General features: G+C 66.1%; 25 protein-coding genes. 14 read left to right on the top strand and 11 right to left on the bottom strand.

Going from position 1 to position 24,539, the window contains the following annotated elements:
* Positions 1-515: 515 nt before the first annotated feature.
* Genes HMPREF2914_RS02460 through puuE form a run of 5 tightly spaced genes read right to left on the bottom strand, consistent with a single transcriptional unit; the run spans position 516 to position 4,860 of the window.
* Positions 516-1,793 carry a urate hydroxylase PuuD gene (locus HMPREF2914_RS02460; protein ID WP_003087201.1) on the bottom strand — a complete coding sequence of 426 codons (1,278 nt, stop codon included), beginning with the start codon at positions 1,791-1,793 and terminating at the stop codon, positions 516-518.
* 48 nt (positions 1,794-1,841) lie between these two features.
* On the bottom strand, positions 1,842-2,351 hold the full coding sequence (locus tag HMPREF2914_RS02455) for an ureidoglycolate lyase (protein WP_003083329.1): 510 nt from the start codon (positions 2,349-2,351) through the stop codon (positions 1,842-1,844).
* Positions 2,352-2,405: 54 nt separating this feature from the next.
* Positions 2,406-3,404 (bottom strand): allantoicase, encoded by a 999-nt coding sequence (gene alc / locus HMPREF2914_RS02450; RefSeq protein ID WP_003120468.1) that lies wholly within the window; start codon positions 3,402-3,404, stop codon positions 2,406-2,408.
* Between the two features lie 17 nt (positions 3,405-3,421).
* Positions 3,422-3,937, bottom strand: coding sequence for a 2-oxo-4-hydroxy-4-carboxy-5-ureidoimidazoline decarboxylase (gene uraD, locus HMPREF2914_RS02445; protein ID WP_003087205.1), 516 nt, complete (start codon positions 3,935-3,937; stop codon positions 3,422-3,424).
* Entirely contained in the window at positions 3,934-4,860 is a 927-nt protein-coding gene (puuE, locus tag HMPREF2914_RS02440) for an allantoinase PuuE (RefSeq protein ID WP_003083336.1), read from the bottom strand. The genes uraD and puuE overlap by 4 nt, the downstream gene beginning before the upstream one ends.
* 372 nt (positions 4,861-5,232) lie before the next feature.
* Between puuE and uraH the strand changes: the two genes are divergently transcribed.
* On the top strand, positions 5,233-5,613 hold the full coding sequence (uraH, locus tag HMPREF2914_RS02435) for a hydroxyisourate hydrolase (protein ID WP_003087207.1): 381 nt from the start codon (positions 5,233-5,235) through the stop codon (positions 5,611-5,613).
* A gap of 240 nt (positions 5,614-5,853) precedes the next feature.
* On the opposite strand, the gene HMPREF2914_RS02430 is transcribed toward uraH, so the two are convergent.
* Positions 5,854-7,203, bottom strand: coding sequence for an NCS2 family permease (locus HMPREF2914_RS02430; RefSeq protein ID WP_003087209.1), 1,350 nt, complete (start codon positions 7,201-7,203; stop codon positions 5,854-5,856).
* Positions 7,204-7,577: 374 nt separating this feature from the next.
* Between HMPREF2914_RS02430 and HMPREF2914_RS02425 the strand changes: the two genes are divergently transcribed.
* The gene (locus tag HMPREF2914_RS02425; protein ID WP_003083340.1) at positions 7,578-8,357 is read left to right on the top strand and encodes a GntR family transcriptional regulator; all 780 of its coding nucleotides are present in this window, start codon (positions 7,578-7,580) and stop codon (positions 8,355-8,357) included.
* A 119-nt stretch (positions 8,358-8,476) separates the two neighbouring features.
* On the opposite strand, the gene HMPREF2914_RS02420 is transcribed toward HMPREF2914_RS02425, so the two are convergent.
* On the bottom strand, positions 8,477-9,565 hold the full coding sequence (locus tag HMPREF2914_RS02420) for an SMP-30/gluconolactonase/LRE family protein (protein ID WP_023092021.1): 1,089 nt from the start codon (positions 9,563-9,565) through the stop codon (positions 8,477-8,479).
* A gap of 140 nt (positions 9,566-9,705) precedes the next feature.
* Between HMPREF2914_RS02420 and rnd the strand changes: the two genes are divergently transcribed.
* The 3 genes from rnd (at position 9,706) to HMPREF2914_RS02405 (ending at position 12,307) form a co-directional block, all read left to right on the top strand.
* Positions 9,706-10,830 (top strand): ribonuclease D, encoded by a 1,125-nt coding sequence (gene rnd, locus HMPREF2914_RS02415; RefSeq protein WP_023092020.1) that lies wholly within the window; start codon positions 9,706-9,708, stop codon positions 10,828-10,830.
* The gene (locus HMPREF2914_RS02410; RefSeq protein ID WP_003082651.1) at positions 10,827-11,120 is read left to right on the top strand and encodes a YcgL domain-containing protein; all 294 of its coding nucleotides are present in this window, start codon (positions 10,827-10,829) and stop codon (positions 11,118-11,120) included. Before rnd ends, HMPREF2914_RS02410 begins: the two co-directional genes overlap by 4 nt.
* A 254-nt stretch (positions 11,121-11,374) precedes the next feature.
* Positions 11,375-12,307 carry a D-2-hydroxyacid dehydrogenase gene (locus HMPREF2914_RS02405; RefSeq protein ID WP_003086815.1) on the top strand — a complete coding sequence of 311 codons (933 nt, stop codon included), beginning with the start codon at positions 11,375-11,377 and terminating at the stop codon, positions 12,305-12,307.
* Between the two features lie 11 nt (positions 12,308-12,318).
* On the opposite strand, the gene aitP is transcribed toward HMPREF2914_RS02405, so the two are convergent.
* Positions 12,319-13,275 carry a CDF family iron/cobalt efflux transporter AitP gene (aitP, locus tag HMPREF2914_RS02400; protein WP_023092019.1) on the bottom strand — a complete coding sequence of 319 codons (957 nt, stop codon included), beginning with the start codon at positions 13,273-13,275 and terminating at the stop codon, positions 12,319-12,321.
* Positions 13,276-13,342: 67 nt separating this feature from the next.
* Between aitP and HMPREF2914_RS02395 the strand changes: the two genes are divergently transcribed.
* The 5 genes from HMPREF2914_RS02395 to hxuC all read left to right on the top strand — a co-directional run bounded on the left by HMPREF2914_RS02395 (position 13,343) and on the right by hxuC (position 18,485).
* Positions 13,343-13,618 carry a metal/formaldehyde-sensitive transcriptional repressor gene (locus tag HMPREF2914_RS02395; protein ID WP_003082658.1) on the top strand — a complete coding sequence of 92 codons (276 nt, stop codon included), beginning with the start codon at positions 13,343-13,345 and terminating at the stop codon, positions 13,616-13,618.
* Positions 13,619-13,694: 76 nt separating this feature from the next.
* Positions 13,695-14,144: a YcgN family cysteine cluster protein gene (locus tag HMPREF2914_RS02390; protein ID WP_003082662.1), complete on the top strand. Its 450-nt coding sequence runs from the start codon at positions 13,695-13,697 to the stop codon at positions 14,142-14,144.
* Between the two features lie 149 nt (positions 14,145-14,293).
* Positions 14,294-14,821: an RNA polymerase sigma factor gene (locus HMPREF2914_RS02385; RefSeq protein ID WP_003082669.1), complete on the top strand. Its 528-nt coding sequence runs from the start codon at positions 14,294-14,296 to the stop codon at positions 14,819-14,821.
* Positions 14,818-15,801: a FecR family protein gene (locus HMPREF2914_RS02380; RefSeq protein ID WP_003109267.1), complete on the top strand. Its 984-nt coding sequence runs from the start codon at positions 14,818-14,820 to the stop codon at positions 15,799-15,801. The genes HMPREF2914_RS02385 and HMPREF2914_RS02380 overlap by 4 nt, the downstream gene beginning before the upstream one ends.
* Before the next feature lie 128 nt (positions 15,802-15,929).
* Entirely contained in the window at positions 15,930-18,485 is a 2,556-nt protein-coding gene (hxuC, locus tag HMPREF2914_RS02375) for a heme receptor HxuC (protein WP_014603684.1), read from the top strand.
* 6 nt (positions 18,486-18,491) lie between these two features.
* Here hxuC and lepB read toward each other — a convergent pair whose 3' ends face one another.
* Together lepB and HMPREF2914_RS02365 are read right to left on the bottom strand one after the other, a co-directional pair.
* The gene (lepB, locus tag HMPREF2914_RS02370; RefSeq protein ID WP_003109265.1) at positions 18,492-19,031 is read right to left on the bottom strand and encodes a signal peptidase I; all 540 of its coding nucleotides are present in this window, start codon (positions 19,029-19,031) and stop codon (positions 18,492-18,494) included.
* Between the two features lie 76 nt (positions 19,032-19,107).
* Entirely contained in the window at positions 19,108-21,159 is a 2,052-nt protein-coding gene (locus HMPREF2914_RS02365; protein WP_023092018.1) for a S9 family peptidase, read from the bottom strand.
* A 148-nt stretch (positions 21,160-21,307) separates the two neighbouring features.
* On the opposite strand from HMPREF2914_RS02365, the gene HMPREF2914_RS02360 reads away from it, so the two are divergent.
* The 4 genes from HMPREF2914_RS02360 (at position 21,308) to HMPREF2914_RS02345 (ending at position 23,634) form a co-directional block, all read left to right on the top strand.
* Positions 21,308-21,781: a hypothetical protein gene (locus HMPREF2914_RS02360; protein WP_003086834.1), complete on the top strand. Its 474-nt coding sequence runs from the start codon at positions 21,308-21,310 to the stop codon at positions 21,779-21,781.
* Between the two features lie 63 nt (positions 21,782-21,844).
* Positions 21,845-22,306 carry an HIT family protein gene (locus HMPREF2914_RS02355; RefSeq protein WP_003086845.1) on the top strand — a complete coding sequence of 154 codons (462 nt, stop codon included), beginning with the start codon at positions 21,845-21,847 and terminating at the stop codon, positions 22,304-22,306.
* A 3-nt stretch (positions 22,307-22,309) separates the two neighbouring features.
* Positions 22,310-23,083 carry a class II glutamine amidotransferase gene (locus tag HMPREF2914_RS02350; protein WP_003082680.1) on the top strand — a complete coding sequence of 258 codons (774 nt, stop codon included), beginning with the start codon at positions 22,310-22,312 and terminating at the stop codon, positions 23,081-23,083.
* A gap of 26 nt (positions 23,084-23,109) precedes the next feature.
* Positions 23,110-23,634: a DUF2937 family protein gene (locus HMPREF2914_RS02345; RefSeq protein WP_003086848.1), complete on the top strand. Its 525-nt coding sequence runs from the start codon at positions 23,110-23,112 to the stop codon at positions 23,632-23,634.
* 9 nt (positions 23,635-23,643) lie between these two features.
* On the opposite strand, the gene HMPREF2914_RS02340 is transcribed toward HMPREF2914_RS02345, so the two are convergent.
* The gene (locus HMPREF2914_RS02340; RefSeq protein ID WP_003109262.1) at positions 23,644-24,504 is read right to left on the bottom strand and encodes a LysR substrate-binding domain-containing protein; all 861 of its coding nucleotides are present in this window, start codon (positions 24,502-24,504) and stop codon (positions 23,644-23,646) included.
* Positions 24,505-24,539: the final 35 nt, after the last annotated feature.

Below are 24,539 nucleotides of genomic sequence, written 5' to 3'. Positions count from 1 at the left end.
GGTGATGGACATATAGGCGGGGGTTGCCATGGATACGTTCCTTGTCGTTGAAAGTGCCCAGGCGATATGCCGGGGTCACCGGTGCTAGACAAGAACTGTGCCACTGGTCTTGAAACTCTTTTCCATCAAGGCGTTATTGGGGGAAACCAAAAATTCGCTGGCGATTCTCATGGGAAGAACACTGAAAATTGCGCAACTTTTTGCGCACCGCTTGCAAAAAGTTGCGCACTCTCTCGGAGCCCTTTGGGTATTTGTTCCCTAGCGTTCTATCCACAACGTTATCAACCAAAAAGTTGCACAGTTCTTCATTGGCAAGGTAGGCGAAGATCGCGCCGCACGGTTTCGTTCCATCGGCCCAGGGTGAAGGAAAGTGAGTTATCGGAGAGGTTGGGGGCTGAAAGATATGGCGAGTTATGGCCAAAAGCCCTCTATGGAGAGGGCTTTTGGGGTAGGGCCAGCAGGGTTGTTCTGCTGCGGGGAACCGGAGGTGCGGTTCTTCGCCTTTCGGCCAAGGCTCAGTTGATCTGTGCGCCCTTGGCGATCCAGCTGCCGATCAGGTTGCGTTCTTCCTGGGTCATCTGCGTGATGTTGCCCAGCGGCATGATCTGCGAGGCCACGGCCTGGGCCTGGATCTTCGGTGCCAGTTGCTGGATCTGCTGCGGGGTGTCGAGCATGATCCCGCCTGGCGCGGTGCTGAACAGCTGGCTGGTCGGTTTCGCCGAGTGGCAGACGGTGCAGCGCTCCTGGATCACGTGATGGACCTTGTCGAAGTCGGCTCCGCTCGCGGTCCCGGCATTGGAGGCCTGGGGCGCGGCGGGCGCGGTTGGTGCGTCGCCGCCGGTCGCCGGTTGTGCCGGTGCCGCCGCCGGGGTGCTGGCCAGCGGTGCGGAAGCCTGCTGGTAGTTCGGCGTGGTGACGAAGGCCAGGGCGATCATGCCCAGCGCGCCGGCGGGCAGTGCCCAGGCGAAGCGGTTGCTTTCGTGGCGGGTGTTGAAGTAGTGGCGTACCAGTACCGCGAGCACCGCGATGGCGGCCAGGATCAGCCAGTTGTACTGGCTGCCGTAGGTGCTCGGGAAGTGGTTGCTGATCATGATGAACAGCACCGGCAGGGTGAAGTAGTTGTTGTGCCGGGAGCGCAGCAGGCCCTTGGCCGGCAGCACCGGATCGGGCTCGCGGTTTTCTTCGATGGCTTTCACCAGCGCGCGCTGGGCCGGCATGATCACCCTGAACACGTTGCCGACCATGATGGTGCCGATGATCGCGCCGACGTGCAGGTAGGCGCCGCGGCCGCTGAACACCTGGGTCAGGCCGTAGGCGGCGGCGACCAGCAGGACGAACAGGACCAGGCCGAGCAGGGCAGGGGTCTTGCCCAGCGCCGAATCGCAGAGGATGGTGTAGACGAACCAGCCGCAGACCAGCGAACCGATACCGATGGCGATGGCCGCCGCCGGCGCCAGGTCGCTGCCGGGGGCGATCAGGTAGAGGGTCGGGTTCAGGTAGAACACGATGGTCAGCAACACCACCCCGGACATCCAGGTGGAGTAGGCCTCCCATTTGAACCAGTGCAGGTTCTCCGGCATTTTCGGCGGAGCCAGCTTGTACTTCTCCAGGTGGTAGATGCCGCCACCGTGGATTGCCCAGAGGTCTCCGGACAGGCCTTCACGCGGGTTGCTGCGGTTGAGGTTGTTCTCCAGCCAGACGAAATAGAACGAAGCGCCGATCCACGCGATCCCGACGATCATGTGAATCCAGCGCACCAGCAGGTTCAGCCATTCGATGAGATGTGCTTCCACAGTCTTGTACCTCTTGCCCTGGCCGGCGGACCGGCGGCAGGACCTCTCTTATTGGTTTGATTGGGGGTCGAGGAGGAGCTGTTCGTCCTCGGTGAAGAAATGCTCGTCGCAGTTGTTCCCGGAACCGCTGCGATCGACCACCAGGAAGTCATCCCGCTTTTCGATCGTCAGCACCGGATGGTGCCAGACGCCGCGGTGGTAATTGACGCCCTGCCTTCCGTTGGTCAGGAAGGCGCGGACGAGGCCCGGTACAGGTACATCGCCAAGTGGCGCGACCACGACCAGAAAGGGGTTGCCGAGCAGCGGGATGAAGGCCTGGCTGCCCAGCGGATGGCGTTCCAGCATGCGGATGCGCAACGGCATTTCCAGCTTCTCGGCGCTGAAGATGCTGATGATCGCGTTATCTTCCGGTTGCGCGGTCTCGACCGTGGCCAGCTTGTGATAACGGCGGGTGGAGCCGTTGTTGATCATGAAATAGTCGCTGCCGGCGGTTTCGATCACGTCACCGAACGGGGCGAAGGCTTCCTTGGTCAACGGCTCGATCTTGAGAGTGCGCATACTGATCCTGTCGATTCTGTTTGTTGTATTCCGGACGCACGCGGGGCCCGGGTCTCACGGTAATTGTGGCCTGCCGAACAGGCGCAGGCGGCTGACGCCGCCGTCGGGAAAGATGTTCAGGCGTACATGGGTGATCGGGCCGAGGGCGTTGAGGTGCCGCTCGAACCGATGTTCCTGGTGCATTTCCAGCTTCTGCGCTGGCAGCAGCTCGCGCCAGAAGAGGCTCTGTGCCTCGATCCGGGCCTCGTTTCCGCCTTCCACGAAGGCGGCCTGAATGCTGCAGCTTTCTGGATAGTTGCCCTTGAAGTGCAAGGTATCGACGACCGCCGCCTCGATGCTGCCGGGATGGCCGAGGGCGACGATCACCCAGTCGTGGCCCGGCGTGCGGCGGCGGCCGGTTTCCCAGCCGTCGCCCATGTTGATGGCACGTCCGGGGTTGAGCAGGTTGCCCATGCGTCCGAAATGCTGGTCGGAACAGGCCAGCGCCCGGCCGCCGTTGACCGCTGCGGCCAGGTCGAGCGCCGTTCCCGGCGGCTGGCTGCTCCAGTCGCGGTAGGGCACGCCATAGAGGCGCAGGCGGGCGATACCGCCGTCCGGGTAGATGTTCAGACGCAGGTGGGTCCAGGGACGTTCGTCGTCTATCGGGTGGTAGTGATGGCTATCGCCCTGCAGCCCCACCGCCGGCAGCACTTCGCTCCAGGACGTGCTGTCGTCCGGGTCGCCTTCGGTGCAGAAGCAGCCATCCAGGGAAGCCGCCGGCGGATGGTTGCCGGTGAAGAAGCGGGTGTCGATGTCGACGCCCTTCAGCACGCCCGGCACACCCAGGCGGATCACCGCCTGGTCATGGCCCTCGAAGCGCTTGCGGCGGGTTTCCCAGCCGTCCATCCACTTGCCGCTGTCGTCGAATACGCCTTCCTTCCACACCGGTTCGCCGGCCTGCAGCATGCGGCTGGCCGGGGCGAACCATTCGTCGCTGACGGCGACCACCTGGCTGCCCAGGCGTGCGTCGGCGAGGTCGAGATAGTGGCGGAAGGGCGAGTGTTCGGCGTTCATGCTCGTCTCCGCAGGCCTCAGAGCTGCTGCAGGCGGAACAGGGCGATCTTGTTGATCTCGGCCAGCGCAGTAGCGAACTCCTCGTCGGCGGAGTGCTGGATGCGTTCCTCGAATGCCGCCAGGATCTGATGGCGGTTGCTGCCCTTCACCGCCTTGATGAAGGGGAAGCCGAACCTGGCCTTGTAGGCGTCGTTGAGTTCGGTGAAGCGGGCGAACTCCTCGGCGCTGCATTCGTGAATCCCGGCGCCGGCCTGCTCGGAGGTGCTGGAGGCGGTCAGTTCGCCACGGATCGCCGCCTTGCCGGCGAGGTCCGGGTGGGCGTTGATCAGCGCCAGCTGGGCTTCGCGGCTTGCCGACAGGAGAATGTCGGCCATGCGCTGGTGCAGGCCCTCGATATCGTTGAGGCTGTCGTCGATGCCCAGGTCATAGGCCTTCTCGGCGACCCAGGGGGAGTGTTCGTAGATGTCGGCGAAGGCTTCGACGAAGGCCTCGCGGGACAGCGAGGCGGGGGTCAGGGTCTGGAAACGGCTCATGCCTCGGTCTCCTGGAAAGGATGCTCACGGTGCCAATGGCGGGCGATGTCTTCGCGGCGGGCGAACCAGACCTTGTCGTGGCTCTGCGCGTACTGGATGAAGCGCTCCAGGGCGGCCATCCGCGCCGGGCGACCGATCAACCGGCAATGCAGGCCGATGGAGAGCATCTTCGGCGCCGTCGCGCCTTCTTCGTAGAGCACGTCGAAGGCGTCCTTCAGGTACTGGAAGAACTGCTCGCCATTGTTGAAGCCCTGCACCTGGGTGAAGCGCATGTCGTTGGTGTCCAGGGTATAGGGAATCACCAGGTGCGGTTTCTCCGCGGTGCTGGCCGGGTCCCAGTAGGGCAGGTCGTCGTCGTAGGTGTCGGAGTCGTAGAGGAAGCCGCCTTCCTCCATCACCAGGCGCCGGGTGTTCGGGCCGGTGCGTCCGGTGTACCAGCCCACCGGGCGCTGGCCGGTGAGTTCGGTGAGGATGCGGATGGCTTCGAGCATGTGCTCGCGCTCCTGGGCCTCGTCCATGTACTGGTAGTCGATCCAGCGGTAGCCGTGGCTGCAGATTTCGTGGCCGTCGGCGACCATCGCCCTGATCACCTCAGGGTTGCGCTGCGCCGCCATGGCCACGGCGAACACGGTGAGCGGCACGTTGCGTCGCTTGAACAGCTTGAGCAGGCGCCAGACCCCGGCGCGGCTGCCGTATTCGTAGAGCGATTCCATGCTCATGTGGCGCACGCCCTGCAAGGGCTGGGCAGCCACCATTTCGGAAAGGAACGCCTCGGACTCCTTGTCGCCATGCAGGACGCAGCGCTCGCCACCTTCTTCGTAATTGAGCACGAAGGACAGGGCGATGCGCGCATCGCCGGGCCAGTGAGGGTGGGGAGGGTTGTTGCCGTATCCGATCAGGTCGCGTGGGTAGTCAGCGCTCACAGCAGTGTTCCTTATTGTGGATGGGGCGGCGGGCCGGACGGGCCGGGGATGCCGTGATGGATTTATTGTATACAAGTTTGCCTGCGGTCTGTAAATACAATCCTGTTTGCCGATCCCTGCCATTCATCCAGCAAAAAACCTGCCCGACTGGTCAGTTAGCGAAGAATGAGGCCCTGCGGGGTGGGGCTTGTGGAAGGAATGCCCGATTTCGGGGCGGCTGCCGCATTTTCGGTTGTGGCGGTGTTTTTTGTATACAATTCATCGAAGGATAACTTATATTGCTTCGCAAGCGGCTCCCTGGCGGGCTGCAAGCGAGCGGCGCCGGGCAGGTCCCGGAGCGATCCCCATCGAACGAAGGCAAGAGGAGGAGTGGTGTCCGCCAGCGGGCGCCCGCAACCCATGGGACGTTTGACCACGCATGTACTGGATTCCGCACACGGCTGCCCCGGCCATGGCATCAAGATCGAGCTGTACCGGGTAGAAGGCCAGCAACTGGAACTGATCGCCACCACCCTGACCAACCACGACGGCCGCTGCGACCAGCCGGTGCTGCAAGGCGAGGACTTCCGTCCCGGGGTCTATCAACTGGTGTTCAACGCCGGCGACTACTATCGCGCCCGCGGCGTGCAATTGCCGGAGCCGGCCTTCCTCGACCAGGTGGTGCTGCGTTTCGGCATCGCCTCCGCCGACGATCACTACCACGTACCGCTGCTGATCTCGCCCTACAGCTATTCGACCTATCGCGGCAGCTAGGTGCGTGCCACGAAACACTGACTCTCCGAGTCCTTTTCCCTGGCCCGCCATCGAGCGGGCTTTTTTTCGTTCGCGGGGAGTGCGCCGAGGGTTGCCGGTTATCCGCCACTCGTGGGCAGGAAGGGAAATGCGGCGCAGGGTACGAATGGGCGGGGGATGAAGCTGCGCGTCGCGAGCCCTGCGGGGCAACGACAGGTTCGAGGCGGATAGCCGCGTGCGGCCATCCGCCATCCGGGCGGGTCAGAGGAAGATGAACTTGGCGACGAAGATCACGAACAAGGCATAGAGGCTGGCCGAGACTTCGCGGTGCTTGCCGGTGAGGACCTTCATCGCGACGTAGGTGATGAAGCCCAGGGCGATACCGTCGGCCACCGAGAAGGTCAGCGGCATCATGATCACCGTGACGATCGCCGGGATGGTTTCGGTGTGCTCGTCCCAGTCGATGTGCGCCATCCCGCCCATCATCAGCATGGCCACGTAGATCAGCGCGCCGGCGGTGGCGAAGGCGGGGATCATCCCGGCCAGCGGGGCAAAGAACATCGCGGCGACGAACAGCACGCCGACCACCACCGCGGTGAGCCCGGTACGTCCGCCGGCGGCCACGCCCGCGGCGCTCTCCACGTAACTGGTCACCGGCGGGACACCGAGCATGCCGCCGAACACGCTGGAGGCGCTGTCGGCCTTCATCGCCTTCGACAGGTTCTCGATGCGCCCGTCCTCCTTCACCAGGTGCGCGCGCTGGGCGACGCCCATGAGAGTGCCGGCGGTATCGAACATGTGCACGAAGAGGAAGGCCAGGATCACGCTGATCATGGTGACGTTGAACGCGCCGGCGATGTCCATCGCCAGGAAGGTCGGCGCCAGGCTCGGCGGCGCCGAGAACACCCCGCCGTACTGCACCAGGCCGAGGGCCCAGCCGACCAGGGTGACGCTGAGGATGCTGATGAGGATGCCGCCGAACACCCGGCGGTACTCGAGCACGGCGATCATCAGGAAGCACAGTGCCGCCAGCAGCGGGCCGGGCGAGGTGAGGTGGCCGAGCTTGATCAGGGTCGCCGGGCTGGCCACCACGATGCCGGCGGTCTTCAGGCCGATCAGGCCGAGGAACAGGCCGACACCCGCGCCCATGGCGAACCTGAGGCTGCGGGGGATGCTGTTGAGCAGCCATTCGCGGACCCGGGAGAAGGTCAGCAGCATGAACATCACCCCGGAGATGAACACCGCGCCGAGGGCGATCTGCCAGCTGTAGCCCATGGTGCCGACCACGGTGTAGGTGAAGAAGGCGTTCAGCCCCATTCCCGGCGCCAGGCCCACCGGCCAGTTGGCGTACAAGCCCATCAGGAAGCAGCCGAGGGCGGCCGCCAGGCACGTGGCGACGAACGCCGCGCCGTGGTCGATGCCGGCGTCGGCCATGATGTTGGGATTGACGAAGATGATGTAGGCCATGGTGATGAAGGTGGTCAGCCCGGCCGCCAGCTCGGTCCTGACCGTCGTACCATGCTGGCGGAGCTTGAACAGGCGTTCGAGCAGGCCGGTGGCGGGCGGTGTCGCAGCGTAGATCCCTTGTTCTTCTTGTTTGGTGCTTTCCACAGCAGGTACTCCTCATCGCTCTTGTTGTTAGGTCCTGCGGGCCGGTTGGTTACCAGGTCCCTGACGCGGCTCGAAGGTGATGTGAGGGCACGATTTTCTGACCTTTGGGTCAAGAACTCGTGCGAGCGATTATGCCTTTGTATACAAAAAGGTCAAAGAATGTTTGAGGGTGTTTCGCCACATTTTTATCAGCTTTCCGTCACGCGTCCTTCCGGGCGGTGCCGCGCGCTCGGAACGAGGGGCGGAAAGGGGTGGTGCGCCGGATGCCGCTGCTTGTGTACACTATTTCGCTATCAGCCGCCGGCGTGCCTCACCCACGCCCGTGAGCCAGGATCAGCCCAGGCCACAAGCCGGACGCACAAGGTTCGAGACCGATGACCGATCAGTTGCAACACATCAGGAAGCCGCCGCGCACCGGCAAGGCTGCCCGCAGCGGTACCCAGGACGAGATCGTCTACGCCCACATCTTCGACGCCATCCTCGAACAACGCCTGGCCCCCGGCACCAAGCTGAGCGAGGAAGCGCTCGGCGAGATATTCGGCGTCAGCCGCACCATCATTCGCCGCGCCCTCTCGCGCCTGGCCCACGAGCAGGTGGTGCTGTTACGGCCGAACCGCGGCGCGGTGGTCGCCAGCCCGAGCATCGACGAGGCCCGGCAGATCCTTTTCGCCCGCCGCACCGTCGAGCGCGCCATCACCGAACTGGCCACCGACAACGCCACCGCCGAGCGCCTGGCCGAGTTGCGCGAGATGGTGGTGCAGGAACAATCCAGCTTCGCCCGTGGCGACCGGGGCGCCGGCATCCGCCTGTCCGGCGAGTTCCACCTGAAGCTCGCCGAGATGGCGCGCAACGCTCCTCTGGTGAGTTTCCAGCGCAGCCTGGTGTCGCAGACCTCGCTGATCATCGCCCAGTACGAAAGCGGCGGTCGCTCGCACTGCTCGTTCGACGAGCACAACGAGATCCTCGACGCCATCGAGAAAGGCGACAAGGAGCGCGCGGTGACCCTGATGATGCACCACATGGAGCATATCGACAGCAAGCTCAACCTGGAGAGCGACAACGCTTCCGGCGACCTGCACGCGGTGTTCTCGCACCTCCTCGGCGGCAAGAAGAAGCCTCGCCGGGCCAAGGCCGACAGCGACTCGGCGGCCTGATCCGAAGCATGAAAAAGCCCCGCGATGCGGGGCTTTTTCGTTTCCGCTGTCCCGTCCTGAATAAGGTTTACACCTCCCATGCCGATTTTCCGGAGAACCAGATGGAGCAAGGTGTAAACCTATTTCAGGACTAGACGCTCGGCTTTTTCAGGGATCGCCAGGCGGCCGATCCGGTCGTTTTCCAGGCTGCCGAAGTAGAGCTGGTCGCCCACCGGCTTCGCCGAGGTGATCATGCGCAGGTGGTGGCCGCTGGTGTCGTGCAGGCTGCGGACGATCCTGCCCTGTTCGTCGATGGCGATGACCAGCCCGTAGGCGGTCGGCTTGGGCAGGAACATGCGCGGCAGCTTGGCCAGCTGCGCCTTCAGCCAGGGATGCCGGTGGAGGAAGTCGGCGTCGGCCTTGCGCGGGGTCGGCAGGGCCACCCAGAAGGTACCCTTGCGGTCGCCCTGGAGGTTGTCCGGCAAGCCCGGCAGGTTGTCGATGAACACCTCGTGCTGGCCAGCCTTCTCGCCTTTCAGCCAGTAGCGGGTGATGCGATAGCGGTAGGTCTCGTTGACCAGTACGAAGTCCTCGTTTGCCGAGAGTGCCACGCCATTGGCGAAGTACAGGTCCTTGAGCAGCACCTCGGTCTTGCCGGTGGACGGGTCGTAGCGCAGCAGGCGGCCGTGCGGTCGGGCCTCGAGCAGGTCGAGGATGTAGTCGGGCTGGTGGAACTTGCTGGAAGCGTCGCTGAAGTAGATGCGGCCGTCGCTGGCGATGTCGAGGTCGTCGGTGAAGGCGAAGGGGACGCCGTCGGCCTCGGTGGCGAGGGTTTCCACCTTGCCCTGCGGATCGATGCGCAACAGGCCTTTCCAGGCGTCGGCGAGGATCAGGTTGCCGGCGGCATCGAAGTCCATGCCCAGCGGGCGGCCGCCGGTGTCGACGAAGGTCTCGACCTTGCCGCTGGCGTCCAGGCGTACCACGCGGCCGTCGGCGAGACCGGCATAGACGCGGCCCTGGCTGTCCACGGCGGTGTCCTCGGGGCCGTGCAGTTGGCCCTGGCCAAGCAGCTCGGCCTTCATCAGGGTGTCGTTGGGTTCGAGGACCCCGGTCATCTGCGGAGCGGCCGGGGCATCCCAGGCGAGCGGGTCGATCGGGCTGGTCTTCAGGGCCAGGTAAAGAGCCGCGCCAGCCAGCAGGAGGACGATTATTCCGCTGAGCTTCTTCATGCAGTTCCCTTGTTCGGATTGTCGGACAAGGGGCGGAGTATGGACATTCGCTACGTTCATCGGCAAGCGCGGTGCCGAGCGGAATGCTCGCAGGGCGCGAGGCTCTATATAATGCGCCGCACTTGACCAAGGAGATGTTCGTGACCGCGCCCGAAATCCAGTGGATCCGCGATGATGCCAGCCTGGCGCAGCAATGCCGGGAATGGCGCACACAGCCGTACCTCGCGCTCGATACCGAGTTCATGCGCGTCGATACCTTCTATCCCGCGGCCGGTCTGGTGCAGGTGGGCGATGGCCGGCAGGAGTGGCTGATCGATCCGCTGCTGATCCAGGACTGGAGTCCCTTCGCCGAACTGCTCGAAGACGAGCGGGTGGTGAAGGTGCTGCACGCCTGTAGCGAAGACCTCGAGGTGTTCCTGCGCCTCACCGGCAGCCTGCCGGTGCCGCTGTTCGATACGCAGTTGGCCGCCGCCTATCTCGGTATGGCCCATTCGATGGGCTATTCGAAGCTGGTGAAGGAGGTGCTGGTCATCGACCTGCCCAAGGACGAGACCCGTTCCGACTGGTTGCAACGGCCGCTCACCGAGATGCAGATGCGCTACGCCGCCGACGACGTCCAGCACCTCGCCCAGGTCTACCTGGCCCTGGATGCGCGGCTGAGCGAGGAGAAACGCGCCTGGCTGCTGGAGGACGGCGCCGAACTGGTCGCCAACCTCTGCCGCGAGAGCGATCCGCGCGAGGCCTACCGCGAGGTCAAGCTGGGTTGGCGGCTGCGTCCGCAGCAACTGGCGGTGCTCCGCGAACTCTGCGCCTGGCGCGAGGAGCAGGCACGCCTGCGCAACCGGCCGCGCAACCACGTGCTGCGCGAACGCACCCTGTGGCCGCTGGCGCGCCTGCTGCCGAAGAACAAGACCGACCTGGCGGCGATCGAGGACATGCATCCGCGCACCGTGCGCCAGGACGGCGACTTCCTCATCGAACTGATCGCCCAGGCTGCGCGCCTGCCGCAGAGTGAATGGCCCGAGGCGCTGCCCGAGCCGCTGCCGCCGGAGGTCACCCCGCTGCTCAAGAGCCTGCGCGCCATCGGCCAGCGCGAAGCGGAGACCCTGGGCATGGCGCCCGAGCTGATGCTGCGCAAGAAGATCCTCGAGGCACTGCTCAAGAGCGGCTATCCCGACGGTCCCTACGAACTGCCCGATTCCCTCCGCGGCTGGCGCCGCGAACGCATGGGCCAGGCCCTGCTGGACGCCCTGGAGAGCGCATGAAACGAATCTGTTCCGTTTACAAGAGCCCGCGCAAGAACGAGATGTACCTCTACGTCGACAAGCGCGAGGCGTTGAGCCGCGTGCCCGAGGCCCTGCTGGTGCCGTTCGGCGCGCCGCAACATGTCTTCGACCTGCTGCTCACCCCCGAGCGCCAACTGGCCCGCGAGGATGTCGCCAAGGTCCTGGAGAACATCGAGAAGCAGGGCTTCCACCTGCAGATGCCGCCGGGCGAAGAAGAGTACATCGAGCATCTCCCGGAAGAGTTGCTGCGCATGAACGACCCGCTCTGACGCGAGCCGTACCCCGCTGGCGCCGGCTTCCCGGCGCCACTTTAACGACGTGAAACCCGCTCTGTGCAAGGCTGCGCCTTCGGTGCATGATGTCCGCAAGATGTCGCACGATAGCGGAACCCCTGGCAGCGACCGTGGTCTACCAGCGCCAATCCTGCTGCTCTCGAGGGCTTCCCTCCAGGAGCCGTGATGCATGAAAGAACAATATTCTCCGGCCTGATCGCCAGCCCTTGTCCGGCTTGGCAGTGTGACCCATGCGCTTGCTGATTCTCGAACGTGACCACGCTCTCTATGCCGCGCTGCTGATGGCGGCCGACCCCAGCCTGAAGGTGGTGGCGGGGGACGACCCCCTGCAACTCATCGACGCCGCCAGCGAGTGCTCGATCTGGCTCGGCCAGCCCGACCTGGTGGCGCAGATGCTGCGCCAGGGCGTGCATCCGGTCTGGGTGCAGTCGACCTGGGCGGGCATCACGCCGCTGCTGGCCGCCGACCTGCCGAAGGACTACAGCCTGACACGCGCGGTAGGCATCTTCGGCCAGGTGATGAGTGAATACCTGCTGACCTACATGCTCGCCCACGAGCGCCAGTTCCTCGGTCGCCTGGCCAGCCAGGTCGGTTCGCAATGGGATAGCCGCACGCCTGGCGGGTTGCGTGGCCGGCAGGCGGTGATCGTGGGTACCGGGGAGATCGGCCAGGCGGTGGCGCATACCCTGTCCGGCTTCGGCATGGACCTGACCGGGGTGGCGAAGAATCCGCGTTCGCTGGTGCCGTTCAACCGCATGGGCTCGCTCGACGACCTCGGCCGCCTGGTGGAGACGGCCGACTACCTGATCAACCTGCTGCCCGACACCCCCGATACCCACGACATCTACGACCGTGCGCTGTTCGCCCGGCTCAAATCCACGGCGCTGTTCATCAACGCCGGGCGTGGCGTCGCGGTGGTGGACGCCGACTTGGTGGCGGCGCTGGAGAACAACCAACTGGCCGGCGCGGTGATCGACGTCTGCCGCGAAGAGCCGCTGCCGGCCAACCACCTGTTCTGGCATACCCCGCGCCTCTTGCTGACCGGCCACACCGCCGCGCCGACCCTGCCGGGGGCGATGGTCGAACTGTTCCGCGACAACCTCGCGCGCTTCTGGGCGGGCACCGCCATGCGTGGCGAGGTGGACTTCGCTCGCGGCTACTGAGCCGCGTTCCCTCAGGCAGCGAGCGGGAGCAGCGGATTCACCTCGACGGTGATGTGCACCAGTTCCTCATGCTCGGCCAGGCGGCGCTTGAAATAGTCGGCGCTGCCTTCCTCGGTGGTCAGCAGACTCAGCAGGCAGGCGTACTTGCCCTGGCCGACCTGCCATAGGTGCAGGTCGAGCAGTTCCGCCGGCAGCGGGCTGCTGGCGATCGCCGCGCGGATTTCCGCAGCCACCGGCGCATCCATCTGCGCATCCAGCAATACCCGACTGCTCTGCCGGATCAGGCCGCATGCCCAGACACTGACCAGTACCGCGCCGACGATACCCATCAGCGGGTCCAGCCAGGCCGCGTTCCACAGCAGGCCGCCGGCCAGCGCGACGATCGCCAGCAGCGAGGTGGCGGCATCCGCCAGCACGTGCAGGTAGGCGGCGCGCAGATTCAGGTCGTGCCGGTGGGCATGATGGTCGTGGTCGTGGTCGTGGTGCGAGTGGCCGTGCCCATGGTGGACATGGCCGTCGCGCAGCAGCCAGGCACAGGCGAGGTTGACCAGCAGGCCGAGCGCGGCGACCAGCATCGCCTGCTGGTAGTGGATCGGGCTGGGGTCGAGCAGGCGTTCGACCGATTGGTAGAGCATCAGCACGGCCACCAGCAGAAGCAGCAGGGCGCTGGTGTAGCTGCCGAGCACCTCGATCTTCCAGGTACCGAAGCTGAAGCGCGGGTCGTCGGCATAGCGCCGCGCGGCGCCGTAGGCGAGTATCGCAAGACCCAGGGCCAGGGCATGGGAACTCATGTGCCAGCCGTCGGCGAGCAGGGCCATGGAGTTGAACAGCCAGCCGCCGGCGATTTCCGCGACCATCATGCAGGCGGTGAGCAATACCGCCCAGCGCGTGTTGCGCTCGGCCAGCGGGTTGCCCTGGTCGAACCGATGGGAATGGCGCAGGGGCTGGGTAGTCGGGGTGCCGGGCATTTGCTACTGTCCTGTCGAGACGTCGAAAATATACTATACCCCAGTATATTACCTTGAGGAGAGAGCGGTGGCCCATACCATCCATGGGAAGAAGAAGCTCCTGGCGCGGGTGCGCCGGATCGCCGGGCAGACCCGGGCGCTGGAGCAGGCGCTGGAAGAGGGCAGCGAATGCGCGGCAGTGCTGCAGCAGATCGCGGCGATCCGCGGTGCGGTGAACGGCCTGATGAACGAAGTGCTGGAGGGGCACATCCGCGAACACCTCGGCGCCGAGCAGGCGAGCGCGGAACAGCGTCGCGAAGACCTGGAGCTGGTGGTGACCGCGCTGCGTTCCTACCTGAAGTAGCCATGTGCCGGCCGGTGCTTGGCCTGGAAGGGGCGGGGGACTAGACTATCGCGCCTTTTCACCAGCCCCCGATGCCATGGCCGCCAAAGTCGAACCCTTCTGGAAACGCAAGACCCTCGCCCAACTCGACCAGGACGAGTGGGAGTCGCTGTGCGACGGTTGCGGCCTGTGCTGCCTGCAGAAGCTCGAGGACGAGGACGACGGCAGCGTCTACTACACGCGTATCGCCTGCAAGCTGCTCGACCTGCAAAGCTGCCGCTGCACCAACTACGCCGAGCGCATCCGTTTCGTCCCCGACTGCATCCAGCTCACCCCGGCGCAGGCCGACGAGTTCCAGTGGTTGCCGCCGACCTGCGGCTATCGCCTGGTTGCCGAAGGCAAGGACCTGCCGCTCTGGCACCACCTGGTCTGCGGCGACCCGGAGCGGGTCCACAAGGAACGCATTTCCCAGTCCGGGCGCATGCTCAGCGAGACCCAGGTGGCCGAGGACGACTGGGAGGACTACCTGATCTTCCGCGCCGGCTGAGCTCGCGTCCGTCGCACTTCCTTACCTTGTGAAATGATATGTATTATCATTCGCATATTTGCGAAGGGACTTCCGTATCCGACGGAAGCGGGGAGGCGAGGTGTTGCAGCGGGTCAACGGCGCGGGGGGCGCCGCCGGAGGATGCACGGATGGATGAGCGCTTCCGTGGTTCCGTCTCGCATGCCTATCAGGCGTTCCATGGCGAGTTGCTGCGCTTCCTGCGCAAGCACCTGGGCAGTTCGGCGGACGCCGCCGACCTCGCCCAGGATACTTTCGCCCAGTGGCTGAAATGGCCGGGCCGGCAATCGGTCGAGCAGCCGCGCGCATTTCTTTTCCAGATCGCCCGCAACCTGTTGCGCGACCATTGGCGCCGGCAGCAGAGCCGCGGCCAGGATCTCGACCGGCCGGCGGCGAACGACGAACCCGCCGCGCTGGAAGGCGAGGCGGCCGGGCCGGGCGAGCGTTTCGAACAGCAGCAGCGCCTCAGCCACCTGGCGGCCGCGCTGGCCGAGCTGCCGCCGCGGCGGCGCGAAGCGTTCGTCCTGCACAAGTTCGACGGCCTGTCCCAGGTCGAAGTGGCCGAGCGCATGGGAATCTCCCTGAGCATGGTGGAAAAGCACATCGCCAGCGCCTTGCTGCACTGCAAGCGGCGGCTTGGCCAGGGAGGCGAAGGATGAAGCCGCTGGAACGACTGGAACCGCTGTTCGCCGACGAAACCGAAGAGGACATCGATCACCGCGCCGCCTACTGGTTCAGCCGGCGTCGTTCCGGGCATTTCAGCGCTGCCTGCCGGGCCGAGCTGGAGGATTGGCTATGCGCCGATCCGCGCCATCGCGAAGCGCTCGAGGGCATGGAGCGGCTCTGGCGCGAATTCGACGGCCTGCCGCGCCCGGCGCTGGACGATATTCCCGAACCGGTGCCGGCCTGGCGCCTGCCCCGGGCGCTGGCGGCGGCGTTCTTCGTGTTCTGCGCGCTGCTCGTCGCCACCCTGTTCTGGCGCGACCAGTCGCTCGGGCCGAACCTCGCCTACGGCACGGCGCCTGGCGAGCAGCGCGAGGTGGTCCTGGCGGACGGCTCGAAGCTGTTCCTCGACGTCGATACCCAAGTGCAGGTGCGTTACGCCGAGCGCACCCGCGACGTGCTGTTGAAGAAAGGCGAGGTGTTCTTCGTGGTCAGCCACGATCCGGCCCGGCCGTTCCGGGTCGGCAGCGGCGACAGCCGGGTCACCGTACTCGGTACCCAGTTCAGCGTCCGGCGCAACGCGCAGGCCCTCGCCGTGGCGGTGAAACAGGGGCGCGTGGCGTTGCAGCCGTCCCTGGAGAAGGATGCCGAACATGTGCTGCTGGCTGGCGACAGCGCGCGCCTGGACCTCGCCGACCAGCGCCTGGAACTCGGCCATGTGGCGCCGGAGCAGGTCGCCAGTTGGCGCGATGGGCAACTGGTGTTCCGCGACAAGCCGCTGGGCGAACTGGTGGAGGAACTGTCGCGCTATCGTGCCGCGCCGATCCGCCTGGGAGATCCCCGGCTTGCCGGCAAGCGGGTCTCCGGTACGGTGCGGATCGCCCGCCCCGACGATTTTCTCCTCGCTCTGCCGGCGCTATTGCCGGTGCGGGTACAGCCGCAGGCTGGCGGTGAGGTGCTGATCCTGGCGCGCTGAGGCGCGTCGTCAGCATTAATGAAAATATTTTTCATTCGCATATGTGGGTTTTTCTCCCTGCTGCGTCTTCTCTGCTGTCCGTCGCCGCTGCCGGCGACATCCAGCAGTCACTTGGGGAGAGTTCCAGCATGACCTTGCCTTTCACCCGCGCCGCCTGGCGCCCGCTGTGTTCCGCCGCCGTGCTCGGCGCCGCGTTGTGGGCCGCCGGCGCCAGCGCTGCCGAACGACGCTTCGACCTGCCGGCGCAGCCGCTGGCCGCCTCGCTGTCGCGCCTGGCGCAGCAGGCGCAGGTCCAGGTGCTGTTCGACGAGTCGCTCCTGCGGGGCCTGCGCGCTCCGGCGCTGAGCGGCAGCTACGGGGTGCGCGAGGCGCTGGAGCGGTTGCTGGTCGGTTCCGAGCTGGAGCTGGTGGAGGCGGGCGGCGGCTACGTGGTGCGCCAGCGCCAGGTCGACGCCTACAGCGACAACGCACTGCAACTGGACGCGCAGACCATCGTCGGCAACGGTCGCGAAGTGGACGCCAGCAACGTCGGCCGTTCGACCCTGACCCGGCGGGATATCGAACGCCAGCAGGCGGACAACATCCCCAGCCTGCTGCAGACCCTGCCCGGAGTGACCATGGGCGGCTCGCCCAAGCCGGGCGGACAGACCACCAACATCTGGGGCCTGGGTGACGCCGAGGACGTGCCCTATACCCTGGACGGCGCGCAGAAGAGCGGCTTCGAGCGTTACCAGCAAGGCACCGTGTTCATCGAACCGGAAATGATCAAGCGCATCGAGGTGGAGAAGGGGCCGCACTCGGTGTTCACCGGCAATGGCGGCTTCGGCGGCACCGTGCACATGGAGACCAAGGACGCGCCGGACCTGCTGCGCGAAGGCCGCGACGTCGGCGCCATGCTCAAGTACGGCTATCACTCCAACGACCAGCAGAAGATCTACTCCGGCGCCGTGTTCGGTCGCAGCGAAGACCGCCGCGTCGATGCCCTGCTCTACCTCAACGGCCGCGACGGCCGCGACATGAAGCTGGCCGACAACCTGCCGCTGTCGCCCACCGACTACCCGATCAACCCCAAGCGCCTGCCCAACAGCGCCCAGGACGAGAAGACCGGCCTGTTCAAGCTCAACCTGCACCCCACCGAGGAGCACGACCTGGGCTTCACCTACCTGCGCTCGAAAAGCTCGCGCTGGACGCCGTTCTCCGCCAGCAGCTACCCGACCCCGCCGAGCCAGTGGACCATCGACCGTTACGGCTACGAGCTGGGCCTGACCCGCCTGCTGGCCCACCGCGATACCACCGACACCACCTGGACCGGCAAGTACAACTACCATCCGCTGGACAATCCCTGGATCGACCTGCAACTGAGCTATTCCGACGCCCGCACCGAGCAACTCGACCGTCGCGAGGACACCGCCTTCTACCAGCTCGCCACCGGCGGCAAGCGGATGCGTACCGAGTACCAGGACAAGGTCCTGGAACTGCGCAACACCAGCCGTTTCGATACCGGAGCGCTACAGCACGAGCTGACCTTGGGCGCGGCGCTGCACAAGCACAAGCGCGACATCCTCATGCACATGCCGGGCAAGACCTATGAGACCCCGCGCTACAACTACGGCTGGCTGCAACCGGCATTCATGCCGGCCGGCAAGCAGGACACGCAGAGCTTCTACATCCAGGACGCGATCACCTACGGCAGCCTGACCGTCACTCCATCGATGCGCTTCGACAGCGTGCGCAACGACGGCCAGGCCAACCTGGCGCCGATCTACGACAATCCCAAGCTCGGCCATGACTATCGCGCCCAGACCTACTCCGGCTGGTCGCCGCGGCTGTCGGTGTTCTGGACCGCGACGCCGAACCTGGCGTTCTTCGCCGACTACACCGAGACCTGGCGAGCGCCGGTGATCGACGAACAGTACGAAGTGCAGAACAGTTCGACCATCGGCGGCAGCAGCCGCGACCTGGACGCCGAGCGCATCCATGCGATCCGTGGCGGCAGCGTGATCAACCTGCCGGACCTGCTGGTCGCCGGCGACAGCCTGCAGATCCGCACCACGTTGTTCCAGAACCGCATCAAGGACGAGATATTCCGCACCCGCAGCGTCGGCTGCCGCCAGCAGTCGATCGACAACGGCAGTATCGGCGGTAGCTGCGGCGACATGCTGCCGCTGAGCAACTACCGCAACCTGCCGGGCCTGACCATCAAGGGCTTCGAGATCGAGAGCTTCTACGACAGCCAGCGACTGTTCGGCAGCCTGTCCTACTCGTGGATGACCGGCAAGCACGATGGTGCCTACAGCAATCCCTGGGGACCGAACGTGTGGGCGCGCGACATCCCGCCGCCGAAGTGGGTGGCCATGCTCGGCCTGAAGGTTCCGGAATGGGACGCCAAGCTCGGCTGGCAGGGCGAGTTCGTGCGCAAGACCGACCGCCTGCCCAGCGATCGCTACAGCGGCGGGATGGGTACCGGTTCCGGCGATATCTACTGGGATCACGCGGCCAACGACAGCTACGACACCCATCGGCTGTTCGCCGAGTGGGTCCCGGCCAAGCTGGGCCTGAAGGACACCCGCATCGACTTCACCGTGGACAACCTGTTCAACCGCTCCTATCGCCAGCCGCTGGGCGGCGACCTGGTCTACAGCCAGGGACGCAACGCCAAGATCAGCGTCACCCAGTTCTTCTGAGGGGCGTCAGCGCACCGAACCGATGCGCCGGGTGTCCTCGGCATACCAGACGACGAACACCCGGCCGACCAGGTCGGCGCGCGGTACGTAGCCCCAGTAGCGGCTGTCGTTGGAGTTGTCGCGGTTGTCGCCGAGCATGAAGTAGAGGCCGGCGGGGACGGTCCGCTCGGCCATGCGCAGGGAGTCCGGCTGGCGCAGCGCCTGCTGCGCCAGGTAGGGCTCGGTCACCTGGTGGTCATTGACGTAGAGCCGGCCGCCATCGATTCGCACGCGATCGCCGGGTATCCCGGCGATGCGCTTCACATAGGCGATGCTGCGCTGCGGCGGGAAGCGGAACACCACCAGGTCGCCGACCTGCGGGTCGGCGAAGGCGTAGCGCGCGGCGTTGGCGAGGATGAAGTCGCCCTGTTGCAAGGTCGGTTCCATCGAGCGCGAAGGGATCTTGTACAGCGCCACGCCGAGGAGCCGCGCGCGCGGGTCGAGACTGGCGGTGCCGAACGGATTCGCCAGGTAGACGGCCAGCATGATCGCGGCGAGCAGGCCCATGGCGGGCCAGAAGCGTCGTTTCACGAAGGTTCCCTTTTTCGTGGCGGAAGGCCGGCGTCGCCGGCCCCCGCGGTCGTCATACCAGGCCGAGGACCTTGAGCAGGAAGGCGTATTCCAGCGCCACGTCCTTCAGCCCCTGGTAGCGGCCGCTCATGCCGCCGTGGCCGGCGCCGAGGTCGGTCTTGAGCAGCAGCAGGTTGGCGTCGGTCCTGGTCGCCCGCAGTTTCGCCACCCACTTGGCGGCTTCCCAGTACTGCACGCGGCTGTCGTTGTAGCCGGCGACCACCAGCAGGTGCGGGTAGTCCTGGGCCCTGACGTTCTCGTAGGGCGCGTAGGCGGCGATCCGCGCATGCACCTCGGGCTCCTGCGGGTTGCCCCACTCATCGTATTCGGTGACGGTCAGCGGCAGGTCCGGATTGAGCATGCTGTTCAGCACGTCGACGAACGGCACCTCGGCGATCGCCGCGCCGAATAGTTGCGGGCGCTGGTTGAGCACCGCGCCGATCAACAGCCCGCCGGCGCTGCCGCCGCTGATGGCGAGTCCCTCGGGACGGCAGTAGCCCTCGGCGAGCAGGTGCTCGGCGCAGGCGATGAAGTCGTCGAAGCTGTTCTGCTTGTGTTCCAGCTTGCCGGCCCGGTACCAGGCTTCGCCCAGTTCGCCGCCGCCACGGACATGGGCGATGGCGAAGACGAAGCCGCGTTCGAGCAGGCTCAGGCGGGCGTGGGAGAACCAGGGATCGAGGCTATGCCCGTAGGCGCCGTAGCCATAGAGATAGAGCGGCGCGGGGCGCCCGGCGGCGATGCCGTCGAGGACTTCCTTGCGCGCCACCAGGCTGACCGGCACCTGCGTGCCGTCGCCGCTGCTGGCCCAGATGCGCCGACTGGCGTAGGCGTCGGCGTCGAAGGGGCCTTCCACCGGGGTCTGCTTGAGGACGGTCTGCGTGCCATCGGCGAGGTTCAACTGGCGTACCTGCGCCGGACGGTTCAGGGCCTCGTAGCGCAGTCGCACGCAGGGGCTGTCGAATTCCAGGCTGTCCTGCACATAGAGGCTGTAGGCGGCGTCCGGCAACTGCACGCGGTAGGCCGGCAGGCCCTGCGGTTGCACCTCGATCACCGGCAGGCCGCCGTCGCGCAGGCCGAGGATCACCGCCTCGGCGTTCAGGCTGACATCTTCCAGGGTCCGCTGCGGGTCGTGGGCCACGCGCAGTTGCCAGTGCTCGCGAGTCGGCCGCGTCTCCTCGGCCTGGTAGAGGGCGAAGTTGATCCCCGCCTGGTTGCTGCGGATCAACCACAGGCCCCGGCCGTCGAGGCGACCGTGGTCGGGGTAGTACTCATGGCCTTCCTCGCGCGGCGCCAGGCAGCGGAACGTTCCCTGCGGCTGGTCGGCGTCGAGCACCCAGGCCTCGCTGGTGGTCTTGCTGTTGAGCAGGAGGATCAGCTGGCGTTCCGAGCTGGAGCGGTAGCAGTGCAGGAAGAAGCGCCCGTCGCCTTCCTCGAACACCAGCTCGGCGCCGGCCTCGCCCAGGCGGTGGCGATAGAGCTTGTGCGGGCGGTGGGTGTCGTCCAGTTCGCCGAAGAACAGTGTGCGGTTGTCGTTGGCCCAGGTCAGGCTGCCGTCGCAGTCGTCGAAGGGCAGGGCCTGCACCGAGCCGCTGGCGAGGTCCTTGACGAACAGGCGGTAGATCTCGTCGCCGCTGGTGTCCAGGCTGTAGGCCAGCAGGCTCTGGTCGGGGCTGATGCTGAAGGCGCCGAGGGAGAGGAAGCCGCCGTCGGCCAACTGGTTGGGATCGAGCAACAGTTGCTCGGCGCCTTCGTCGACCGCCAGGCTGCCGTCCGCCGGACGTGGGCAGCGGTAGTGGCGCGGGTATTCATCGCCGGCGGTGGTGCGCTGGTAGTACAGCCACGGACCCCAGGGACTGGGCAACGACAGGTCGGTCTCGCGGATGCGTCCCCTGATCTCCTCGAACAGGGTCTCGCGCAACCCGGCCTGGTCGGCCAGTTCGCTATCCAGGTAGGCGTTCTCGGCCTTCAGGTAGTCGAGCACCTCCGGGGCGTCGCGCTCCTCCAGCCAGGCGTAGGGGTCGCGTCCGGCGTCGCGGCGGGCGATGGGGGGCTGCGGATGGGGCATCGGGAATCCTCGTCGATCCGGCCATGCGCGAGGCCGGGAAATCTGAATAAAACTGGCGGCGCGGCGCCCGCCATCGGTGGGTAGGCGCGTCGGCATGCAAAAGCGGCTATCATAAGCCCCCCATCACCGCTATCGCCACGCACGCCGCATGAATGAACAAGACTATCTGATCGCCTGGGGCGCCTACGCCATCGCCGGACTCGGCCTGATGCTGGTGTTCTGGCTGATGACCGGCTGGATGTGGCGCTGGCTGCGCGAACCCCTGCGGCTGATCGTCTTCATCCTGCTGTTCACGCCGACTCCGGTGGACCCGCAGAATGACCTCTACGCCCCGGCCATCGCCATCACCGCGCTGGACGTCGTGTTCAAGGTCGGCAACAACGCCTGGCGCGCGGTCTCCGACCTGGCCCTGGTGGCGCTGCTGGGTTTCGGCCTGTACCTGCTGATCGCCGCCATCCGCTGGCCGCTGGAGCGGGCCTGGAAGAATCGCCGGCATCCGTCGCAGGATGCCGAGGACGAGCCGACCCTGCGGCAGATGATGCAGCCCGAGTTGATGCCGGACGTCGACACCCGCACCGACGAGCACGGCGACCGGCGCATGCGCATCGAGCCGCGCCTGTAGCCTTTCGCGACGAAATCCATTCTTGCACTACGCCCGGCAGGCGTTCAGCATGAGGCGAGGCCTATGTCGGGATTTCCCATGGATTGCGTGTTCTGCGCCATAGCGGGTGGCCGCGAGCCGGCGCACAGACTCTTCGAGGACGAGCATTTCATCGTCCTGCTGGACATCTTTCCGCTGCGACCGGCGCACGTGCTGATCGTAGCCCGCGAGCACGCCCCGCACCTGAGCGATCTTTCCGCCGCCGCCCGCGACGCCCTCCCGGCGCTCGCCGAGCGTACCGGTCGCGCGTTGCGCCGGGCCGGTTTCGGCGTGGAAGGCATCAACCTGTTGCTCAACGATGGCGTGGCGGCCAACCAGCACGTGGCGCACCTGCATCTGCACCTGATTCCCCGGCGTCGCGGCGACCTGCCGCGACTGCTCTGGCGCGCCCTGACCCGTTTCCTGCCGATCGGTCGCGCGAGCCTGCAGGCGCGTCTGCAGCGGGAAGGAGAACTACTACGTACAGCCTTGCTCAGGGAGGTTTGAGCCATGTGTGAACTATTGGGCATGAGCGCCAACGTCCCGACGGACATCGTCTTCAGCTTCACCGGACTGATGCAGCGCGGCGGCGGCACCGGCCCGCACCGCGACGGTTGGGGCATCGCCTTCTACGAAGGACGCGGCGTGCGGCTGTTCCAGGACCCGCTGGCGAGCGTCGATTCGGAGGTGGCGCGGCTGGTGCAGCGCTTCCCGATCAAGAGCGAGACGGTCATCGGGCACATCCGCCAGGCCAACGTCGGCAAGGTCGGGCTGAGCAACACCCACCCCTTCATCCGCGAACTCGGCGGGCGCTACTGGACCTTCGCGCACAATGGCCAACTGGCCGACTTCCAGCCCAAGCCCGGCTTCTACCGCCCGGTCGGCGAGACCGACAGCGAGGCGGCCTTCTGCGACCTGCTGAACCGCGTGCGCCGGGCTTTCCCCGAGCCGGTGCCGGTGGAGGTGCTGTTGCCGGTGCTGATCTCGGCCTGTGACGAATATCGCAAGAAAGGCGTGTTCAATGCCCTGATCAGCGACGGCGACTGGCTGTTCACCTTCTGCTCCAGCAAACTCGCCTACATTACCCGCCGCGCGCCGTTCGGCCCGGCGCGGTTGAAGGATGCCGACCTGACCGTGGACTTCCATGCGGAAACCACGCCGGACGACGTGGTCACGGTGATCGCCACCGAGCCGCTCACCGACAACGAGAACTGGACCTTGCAGCAGAGCGGCGAGTGGGTCCTCTGGTGGGGCGGCGAGGTGTTGGCCAAGGGGCGGGTCTGAATCGCCGCCGTGGACGAGGAGAGCGCATGTTCCGCAGTTACCTGAGACTGGTGCTGTTCACCCTGGGCCTGCTGCTCGGGGTGCAGGTGCCCGGCTTCATCGACGACTACGCCAAACGCGTCGACGCCCATCGCCTGGAGGCCGCGCAGAACATCCAGGGCTTCCAGCAGACCGCCGGGCAGTTCTTCAACGGCAGCCTGGAGGAACTGGTCAGGCATTACCGCAGCAACAGCGATCCGGTGTTCCAGCGCGACGGCGAGAACCTCGACCGCCTGATGCGCCGCGCGCGCATGCTCGACGCCGAGTGGCAGGCCATGCAGGGGCCCTGGTACGCCCGCGCCTGGCACATGCTGCGCGCACCGAACCATGAGTTGCTGATGGAAACCTATGCCAGCTACAGCTACCAGGTCCTGCTCAAGCCCGAGGTGATCGCCTGGGGCCTGGGCTGCGCCTTGCTGGTCGCCTGGATCGCCGAGCTGATCGTGTATTCGCTGGCCTCGCTGTTCGGCTTCGGCGAAGACCGCCGCACCCGCGAGCGTCACTGGAGCTGACGGCGCGACTCAGGCCGCCGCCAGTTCCAGGAACGCCCTGATCACCCGTAGGCCGCGGCGCTTCTCCAGGCAGCCGATCAGGTGGCAGTTGGTCAGCTCGGGACCGACCAGCGGCACCGCGCGAACCCGCGGATCGTTGCCGACCTCCAGGGAAGACACCACGCCGACGCCCAGTTCGGCGGCCACCGCTTCGGTCACCGCTTCCCGGCTGTCCAGCTCCAGCAGCACCCGCGGCTGCACGCCCTGGCTGGCGCAGGCGCGGTCGAAGGTGCGGCGGGTGATCGAGCCGGGTTCGCGCAGCACCATGATCTGCTGGTCGAGTTCTTCCAGCGGTACGCCTTCGCTGCGTTCGCACCAGGGATGCTGGCGAGGCAGCAGGGCGCAGATGCGCGAATTCACCAACTCCTCCAGGAACAGCCCGGGACGCGCCTCGACCTCGGTCAGCACGGCGACGTCGACGTGTTCGCTGAGCAGCGCCGCGAGGGTTTCCTGGGCGTTGCCCAAGCGCAGGTTGACGGTGATTCCCGGATAGCTCGCGCGCAGCCGGGCGAGCATCGGCATCACCAGGTGCGGGCCGTCGGCGGCGACCTCGAGGCGGCCGGAGACCAATTGTCGATTGGCGTCGAGCAGGGCCTCGGCTTCTTCCTCCAGGGCGAACAGGGTGCGTGTGATCGCCACCAGGCGCGAGCCTTCCTCGGTCAGTTCGATGCGCCGGGCGGTGCGTCGGAACAGGGTGACCTGGTAGTGCTCCTCGAGTGCCTTGACGTGTCCGGTCACCGCCGGTTGGCTGATACACAGGCGCTCGGCGGCGCGGGTGAAACTGCCTTCGCGGGCGACGGCGTCGAAGGCGCGGAGCTGGAAGAGATTCATGGTATCGGCCTGGCTTATGGCTGGCATCGGAACAA

It is taken from the genome of Pseudomonas sp. HMSC067G02, assembly GCF_001813485.1.
Taxonomy (GTDB): Bacteria; Pseudomonadota; Gammaproteobacteria; order Pseudomonadales; family Pseudomonadaceae; genus Pseudomonas; species Pseudomonas aeruginosa.
This window is presented reverse-complemented; position numbering and strand designations above follow the sequence as displayed.